Consider the following 7562-nt stretch of genomic DNA (forward strand, 5'->3'; position numbering starts at 1 on the left):
CTATGGGCTCGTGTCACCAAATGTGGGGGGGTATTTGTGGGCCCGCCGCGCGGGGGGTGTGGTTGGGGGGGGGTTGGGGGGGTGGTTGTTACCCGGGGGGGCCGGCCGACGGCACCACCCAGGTGGCGCCGACCTGCTCGATGTAGCTGCGGGCGCGGTCCATGCCGCGCTGGCGCTTCTGCTTGCCGAAGTTGGTCTTGGTGCGCGCCGGGATGTCGTAGACCATCGGGTACCAGATGGCCCCCGAGTACTGCAGCAGGTTGATGTCGATGTGCCCGAAGGTCTCGTGGACCACGTCCATGTCGACCGGGCGGGCGTCGTTCATGTTGAAGCAGGTGGTCTCGCCGTCGGAGACGATCAGCCCGGAGTCGCCGATGGGGCCGTCGGCGGGCGCGCGCAGCGCGATGATCATGATGTCCAGCTCGCCGCCGGGACCGGTGATCGTGTGCTTGACCGAGTCCTCGGTCTCGAAGAACTTGTGGAAGCCCAGCTTCTCCAGCTCCCGGCGCAGGTCGGGGACGGGGAAGTCGGGCAGCAGGACGGTGGCGTCCTTGTTGACGTGCTCGGCGAGGTTCTTCGCGTCGAAGTGGTCGCGGTGCAGGTGCGAGACGTACAGGAAGTCGCAGTCGCCGAGTGCGTCCCAGTCGAGCCCGGAGTTGTCCGGGAACGGCACCCACGAGCCGAAGTACGCCGGGTTGACCCAGGGATCGCAAAGGATCGTCCCGGCTGCGGTGCGGATGTGGAATCCGGCGTGTCCGACGCTGGTGATCTGCACGTGCTGTTCCTCCTAGGGGTTGCCGGTCCCCAGGGTAGTGGCCGGCGGATGGGGTGTCGTGGACGGCGGCCCCGGCGGGTGACCTGGGTCCTATTAGGTGGTGACGTCCCCGATGCAGTAGCCGGCCGAATTGCCCGAATCGGTCTCCCGCAGGGTGAGCGTGAAGGTGCGCGTGACCGTGCTGCCCGATGCGTCGGTGACCGGGGCGTCGACGGTGATGTAGTCGGCCGACAGCCACGCCGAGGTGAGCTGGTCGCCGCTGAAGCCGGTGATCGCGCCGAGCTCGTCCGGCTTCGCCGCGAGCGGGGCGGCCCCCCGCGCGCCGCTGCCGGTGGGGTCCCAGGCGGCGGGGGAGGCGGCGCACACCAGCGGGTGGGTGTCCTCGACATCGGCCGGGCTCAGCGGCTCGCCGATCTCGCGGGCCAGGTAGCGGCGCACGGTGTGGCGGGCGTCGGCGTCGTTGTACTGCACGCTCGCGCCCGCGGCGCCCACCCGGGGACAGGCGTAGCCGTCGGCCAGCAGCGCGCGTTCCACGGTCACCGAGACCGTGCCGTTCTCCCAGGTGACGGTATCGGCATCCGCGGTGCCCGGCTCGGCGAGCGCGGTCAGGATGGTCTGCGGGTACTGGTACATCTGGGCGACATTGCCCGGCGCCAGCGTCCAGCACTTCTCCTGGAGCTCGGCGGCGGTGGCGGTCTGCAGATCGGCCGCCCAACGGCGCAGCGCGGGCACCGCCTCCGGCACGCCCGCCACCTCGCCCACCTCGGGGGCGTCCTCGGGCACCGGCGGCAGCGCCGGGGTGGACGGCGCCGGTGCGGGAATGTCGGTGGGTTCGGCGGCCGCCGCGGCGACGGTCTCCTCGCCCGACGAGGTGGCGACGGCGGGCTCGTCGCCGGGGATGCCCGACACCGAGTCGCAGCCGGTGAGCGCCAGTGCGGCCGCGAGACCGCAGGTCAGGGCGATGCCGCCGCGGCGTGTCCGCCCCGCTCCGCGCGCTGGTGTCCGGTCGTGTTCCCTCGCGTGCGTGCGGGCACGTTCCACTTCGACGATCCTCTTTCGCTGGCAGGTGCGGCGGTGCCGGTGCGGCGGTGCGGCGACGCGGCTTCCGGCGGCGGCCGTTCCGGTCGGACGATGCTGCGACTACGCTAGCGGAATTGTGGAACCCGTCTACCGGACGATCATCGGCTTGGCCCGGACCGTCTTCTTCGCCCAGGGCCTGAAGTTCACCGTCACCGGCGCCGAGCACATCCCCGCGCGGGGTGGCGCCGTGATCGCGATCAACCACACCGGCTACATGGACTTCACCTACGCCGGCCTGCCCGCGCGCCGGGTGAAGCGCTACATCCGGTTCATGGCCAAGAAGGAGGTCTTCGACAATTCGATCTCCGGCCCGATCATGCGCGCGCTCAAGCACATTCCGGTCGACCGCGCGGCGGGCACCGACTCCTACAAGGCCGCCGTCGACTACCTGAAGCGCGGCGAACTGGTGGGTGTCTACCCGGAGGCGACGATCAGCCGCAGCTTCGAGATCAAGGAGTTCAAGTCCGGCGCCGCGCGCATGGCGATCGAGGCAGGCGTGCCGATCATCCCCACCGTCATCTGGGGCGCGCAACGGGTTTGGACCAAGGGCCATCCGAAGCGCCTGGGCCGCACCAACACTCCGATCTCCATCGCGGTGGGCGAGCCGATCCCGCCGAACCTGCCGCCCGCCGAGCTGACCGCGCTGCTGCGCTCGACCATGCAGCAGCTGCTGGCCGGGCTGCAGGAGAACTACGAGCACGAGCCCGGCGCCTACTGGGTGCCCGCCCGGCTCGGCGGCAGCGCGCCCACGCTGGAGGAGGCGAACGCCATGGACGCCGCCGAGATCGCCGAGCGCCAGGCCAGGCGAGGCGCCGCCGGGGACTGAGCGCTCCCGCCGATCGCACGTCCGTGACCAGCCGATTTTGTGCCGGGCACGCGGGCCGCTAGAGTTTCGGTTCGCACGGTCGGCGATGGCCGGGCACGCGGATGTAGCGCAGCTGGTAGCGCATCACCTTGCCAAGGTGAGGGTCGCGGGTTCGAATCCCGTCATCCGCTCCACACAGGCGGCCTGCGCCCCCTGCGGCAGGCCGCGCCACACTCGCGCACGCCGCGGCGGTACGCTGTCGTTCCGGGCTCGACAGCAGCGCATCCAGGAGTACTCCTATGGGTAAGGGCGAGAAGGTGTTCCCCTCGGCGGAGACACGAACCACCACTGTCGGCGTGCGCGTCCCCGCGCGCTACGACCAGCTCGTCATGCTGCGCGCACTGGCCGAGACCGTGGCGCTGATCGCCGATTTCGGCATCGACGAGGTCGCCGACATCCGCCTCGCCCTCGACGAGGTGGCCACCGCCCTGATGCAGGACGCGGTGACGGGCACCGACCTGGACTGTTCGATGACCTACGACGAGTCCTCGATGGACATCGCCGTCTCGGCGCACACGGTCTCCGAGGACGGCCCGGACCGCAACGGTTTCGGCTGGCACATCCTCACCACCCTCACCGACTCGGTGGGCGTCGACGTCGGTGCCCGCGACGACACCGGCGGATACCCGACCATTGTGCGGTTCCGCTGGTCGCGTGGGCGCGCCGATGCCTGAGGCCCCCGTCGATCCGGTGCAGCCGGAGGCCGGGGGCTACCAGGATCTGGGGCCCGAGTTCGCCGAGCTGGCCGCACTCGACGCGGACGATCCGCGTCGCCGCGCGTTGCGCGAGGAACTGATCCAGCGCTGCCTGCCGCTGGCCGAGCACATCGCGCGCAAGTTCAGCGGTCGCGGGGAGAACTTCGAGGACCTGCAGCAGATCGCCCGCGTCGGCCTGGTCGCCGCGGTGGACCGCTTCGACCACACCCAGGGCGCGCCGTTCCTCGCCTTCGCGGTGCCCACCATCATGGGCGAGGTGCGCAGGCACTTCCGCGACCACACCTGGTCGGTGCGGGTGCCGCGCAGGCTCAAGGAGCTGCAATCCACCCTCAACCCGGCCATCGAGACGCTGACCCAGCGGCTCGGCCGCATGCCGAGGGCGCGCGAGCTGGCCGAGGAGCTGGGCGTCGAGGTCACCGAGGTGACCCAGGCGCTGGTGGCGCGCAACGCCTACCAGACCTCCTCCATCGACGGCTCGGCGAGCAGCGAGGAGTCGGGAATGCCCGGGCTGGCCGAGACGCTCGGCGCGGAGGACCCCGAGTACGGCACGGTGGAGAACTATCTGGCGGTGCGCCCGTTGATCGCCGCCCTGCCCGAACGCGAGCGGCGGGTACTGGAAATGCGTTTCTTCCAGTCGATGTCGCAGGACCAGATCGCCCAGCAGCTGGGCTGCTCGCAGATGCAGGTCTCGCGCATCCTCTCGCGCACCCTCAAGAGCCTGCGCGAACAGGCCTTGCGCGACTGAATCGGGCCGAGCGCGAACGAGCCCGCCCCACCGCGGGCAGGGACGGGCTCGTGTGGCGCCGGTGCGGAACCGCTCGCGCGGGTGGGTCAGCGCGCGGCGCCCGCGGAGGTGAAGCCGCGCAGGCGCAGGCTGTTGCTCACCACGAAGACCGAGGAGAAGGCCATCGCCGCGCCGGCGAGCATCGGGTTGAGCAGTCCGGCCATGGCCAGCGGGATCGCGGCCACGTTGTAGGCGAACGCCCAGAACAGGTTGCCCTTGATGGTGGCCAGCGTGCGCCGCGAGAGCCGGATGGCGTCGACGGCGGCGCGCAGGTCGCCGCGCACCAGGGTCAGGTCGCCCGCCTCGATCGCCACGTCGGTGCCGGTGCCCATGGACAGTCCGAGGTCGGCCTGGGCGAGTGCGGCGGCGTCGTTCACGCCGTCGCCCACCATGGCCACGACCTTGCCCTGCTCCTGTAGCCTGCGCACCACATCGGCCTTCTCCTGCGGCAGCACCTCCGCGATCACCTCGTCGATGCCGACCTCGTCGGCGACGGCGTGGGCCACGGCGGCGTTGTCGCCGGTCACCATGATCGGGGTCAGCCCGAGCCCGATCAGCTGCGAGATCGCCTCGGCCGAGGTGGGTTTCACCGCGTCGGCCACCACCAGCAGGCCACGCGGCACCAGCGGGGCGTCCCCCTCGCCGTCCCTGTCGTCGCCGTCCCTGTTGTCGCCGTCCCTGTCATCGCCGCTGTTCCTGTCCTCGCCGCCGTCCCAGGCGATCGCCACGGCGGTGCCGCCCTCCTGTTCGGCGGCCGCCAGCGCCTCGGCCAGCGTGCCGGTCAGCGGCAGGCCGCGTTCGGCCAGCAGCCTGGCCCGGCCGACCAGTACGCGCCTGCCCGCCACCGTGCCCTCCACCCCGAGGCCGGGCAGGTCAGCGAATTCGGTGACCTGGGCCGGCTCGCCGGTCCGCGCCCGCGCGGCCTCGGCGATGGCGCGGGCGATGGGGTGGCCGGAGGAGTGCTCCAGCGCGCCCGCCACCGCCAGCACCTGGTCGGCGTCCTCGCCCTCGGCGGGGATCACCCGGCGCAGTGCCATCCTGCCGGTGGTCACGGTGCCGGTCTTGTCCAGCAGGATGGTGTCCACCCGGCGGGTCGATTCCAGCACCTCCGGGCCCTTGATGAGCACGCCGAGCTGGGCGCCGCGGCCGGTGCCGACCAGCAGCGCGGTCGGGGTGGCGAGGCCGAGGGCGCACGGGCAGGCGATGATGACCACCGCCACGGCGGCGGTGAAGGCCGCCGCCACCGAGCCGCCGGTGCCCAGCCAGAAGCCGAGCGTGGCGACCGCCAGCGCGATGACCACCGGCACGAACACCCCGGAGATCCGGTCGGCCAGCCGCTGGGCCTGGGTCTTGCCGGTCTGTGCCTGCTCGACCAGCTGGGCCATCCTGGCCAGCTGGGTGTCGGCGCCGACCCTGGTGGCCCGCACCACCAGCCTGCCGCCCACGTCGACCGTGGCGCCGGTGACCGGATCGCCGACGCCGACCTCCACCGGCGCGGACTCGCCGGTGAGCATGGAGGCGTCGACCGCGGAGGCGCCCTCGATCACCACGCCGTCGGTGGCGATCTTCTCGCCGGGGCGCACCACGAACTCGTCGCCGACGGCCAGCTGTTCGATCGGGATGAGGTGCTCGGCGCCGCCGCGCCGGACGGTCACCTCCTTGGCGCCCAGTTCCAGCAGCGCGCGCAGCGCCGCGCCCGCCGTGCGCTTGGAGCGCGCCTCGAAGTAGCGGCCCGCCAGCAGGAAGGTGGTGACGCCGGCGGCGGCTTCCAGGTAGATGTTGCCGCTGCCGTCGGTCCTGGCGATGGTGAACTCGAACGGGTGCGTCATGCCCGGCGTGCCCGCCGTGCCGAGGAACAGCGCGTACAGCGACCAGCCGAAGGCGGCCAGCGTGCCGATGGACACCAGGGTGTCCATGGTGGCCGCGCCGTGGCGCAGGTTCGCCCAGGTGGCCCGGTGGAACGGCCAGGCGCCCCAGATCACCACCGGCGCGGCCAGCGTCAGCGACAGCCACTGCCAGTACTCGAACTGCCAGGCCGGGACCATGGCCAGCGCGATCACCGGGGTGCTCAGCGCCGCCGAGACGATCAGCCGCTGCCGCAGCGCGTCGGCCGGGTCGGCGGGCTCGGCCCGCGCGGTCGCGGCCTCGGCCGTGGCGGGCGGCGGGGGCAGCTCCGCGGTGTAGCCGGTGGCCTCGACCGTGGCGACGAGGTCCTCGGCGGTGACCTCCCCGGTGACCTCGACGGTGGCCTTCTCGGTGGCGTAGTTGACCGTCGCGGTGACCCCGTCGAGCCGGTTCAGCTTCTTCTCGATGCGGTTGGCGCAGGACGCGCAGGTCATGCCGCCGATGCGTAGTTCGATCAGGCGGGGCGCCTGTTGGTCGAGGGTGGATGCGGTGCTCATTGGGTGCTCCGTAGGGGAGGGGCGGCGTGGCGGGGGCTCAGTGGCCGTGTCCGCCGTGCCCGCCGTCGGGGGTGCCGCTGGGGGTGGCGCCCGGTGTGCCCGCGCTCGGGGTGGCGGGCGCGCCGGTCTCGCCTGCCGGGCCGGGCTGATCCGGGTAGGGGACCGACACGGTGAACTCGGCGGTGCGCACCTCGCCGCGGTGCTTGAAGTCCAGGTAGAGGCGATAGTCGCCGGGGCTGGGGGCCGTCACGGTGAAGGTGATACCCGGTCCGGCCGGGGTCTCGCCGTCGCCGGGGTGGCCCTCGGGGTGCACGTGCAGATAGGCCAGGTCGGCGGCGCGCAGCGCGACCAGGTGGCCGTACGCGCCGAGATAGGGCTCGAGGTCGGTGACCGGCTGCCCGTCGCGGGCGACCGACAGGGTGACCGTGGTGGCGGCGCCCGCGGTGACCGTGCCGTCCAGGGTGACGGTGTACTCGCCGACGGTGGCGGTGGTGGCCGGTGGCGGCAGCGGCTTCGGATCGGAGGTGCCGGCCACCAGCAGGTCGGCGCCGAGGGTCAGGTTCTGCCCGCCCTCGGGGACGAAGTCGGCGAAGACCCGGTAGGCGCCGGCGCGGGCCAGATCGACCGGGACCGTCCAGGCGCCGTCCCGCCCGAGCGTCGGGTGTACGTGCTGGAAGCCGGTCAGGTCGCGGCGGACCAGGATCAGGTGCAGGTCTTTGTCGTGGCTGGGGGTGTAGCGGGTGAGGGGTTCGCCCCGCTCGTCGAGGACGCGCAACCGCAGCGTCGCCTCGGCGTCCGGCCGCATCAGCGGGTTCTCCAGGTCGAGGGTGTAGCCGCCGTGGGGGGGGCGCCGGCCCCCGGGGCGGGTGTGGGGTGCGGTGGGGGGCGGGTGGTCGACGGGCGAACCCTGGCCCCCCGCCCCCCGGGGGGGTTTGGTGGG

6 protein-coding genes, 1 tRNA gene and 1 pseudogene are annotated in these 7562 nt (G+C 72.5%); 4 read left to right on the top strand and 4 right to left on the bottom strand.

The window, feature by feature from the left end; all coding sequences use genetic code 11:
• Positions 1–94 precede the first annotated feature (94 nt).
• A pseudogene (locus QH283_RS00660) lies at positions 95–775 on the bottom strand (MBL fold metallo-hydrolase); the annotation flags it as partial.
• A gap of 93 nt (positions 776–868) precedes the next feature.
• Positions 869–1816, bottom strand: coding sequence for a hypothetical protein (locus QH283_RS00665; protein WP_280501072.1), 948 nt, complete (start codon positions 1814–1816; stop codon positions 869–871).
• A 115-nt stretch (positions 1817–1931) separates the two neighbouring features.
• On the opposite strand from QH283_RS00665, the gene QH283_RS00670 reads away from it, so the two are divergent.
• The 4 genes from QH283_RS00670 to QH283_RS00685 all read left to right on the top strand — a co-directional run bounded on the left by QH283_RS00670 (position 1932) and on the right by QH283_RS00685 (position 4181).
• Positions 1932–2681 (top strand): lysophospholipid acyltransferase family protein, encoded by a 750-nt coding sequence (locus tag QH283_RS00670; protein WP_280501073.1) that lies wholly within the window; start codon positions 1932–1934, stop codon positions 2679–2681.
• A 97-nt stretch (positions 2682–2778) separates the two neighbouring features.
• Positions 2779–2854: transfer RNA gene (locus tag QH283_RS00675), tRNA-Gly, on the top strand.
• 105 nt (positions 2855–2959) lie between these two features.
• Positions 2960–3394 carry an ATP-binding protein gene (locus QH283_RS00680; protein WP_280501074.1) on the top strand — a complete coding sequence of 145 codons (435 nt, stop codon included), beginning with the start codon at positions 2960–2962 and terminating at the stop codon, positions 3392–3394.
• Positions 3387–4181, top strand: a complete 795-nt coding sequence (locus QH283_RS00685; protein WP_280501075.1) for an RNA polymerase sigma factor SigF — start codon at positions 3387–3389, stop codon at positions 4179–4181. The genes QH283_RS00680 and QH283_RS00685 overlap by 8 nt, the downstream gene beginning before the upstream one ends.
• A gap of 86 nt (positions 4182–4267) precedes the next feature.
• On the opposite strand, the gene QH283_RS00690 is transcribed toward QH283_RS00685, so the two are convergent.
• Positions 4268–6622, bottom strand: a complete 2355-nt coding sequence (locus QH283_RS00690; RefSeq protein ID WP_280501076.1) for a heavy metal translocating P-type ATPase — start codon at positions 6620–6622, stop codon at positions 4268–4270.
• A 37-nt stretch (positions 6623–6659) separates the two neighbouring features.
• A partial coding sequence (locus tag QH283_RS00695) for a hypothetical protein (RefSeq protein WP_280501077.1) occupies positions 6660–7562 on the bottom strand: 903 nt, incomplete at its 5' end.

Origin of the sequence: Nocardia farcinica (assembly GCF_029867845.1) — a bacterium.
In the GTDB taxonomy this organism is placed as follows: Bacteria; Actinomycetota; Actinomycetes; order Mycobacteriales; family Mycobacteriaceae; genus Nocardia; species Nocardia farcinica_A.

Bases quoted from the DNA above. Each gene is read 5' to 3' on its own strand.
- QH283_RS00690 (WP_280501076.1), bottom strand. From the start codon at position 6,622: ATGAGCACCGCATCCACCCTCGACCAACAGGCGCCCCGCCTGATCGAA.
- QH283_RS00685 (WP_280501075.1), top strand. From the start codon at position 3,387: ATGCCTGAGGCCCCCGTCGATCCGGTGCAGCCGGAGGCCGGGGGCTAC.
- QH283_RS00680 (WP_280501074.1), top strand. From the start codon at position 2,960: ATGGGTAAGGGCGAGAAGGTGTTCCCCTCGGCGGAGACACGAACCACC.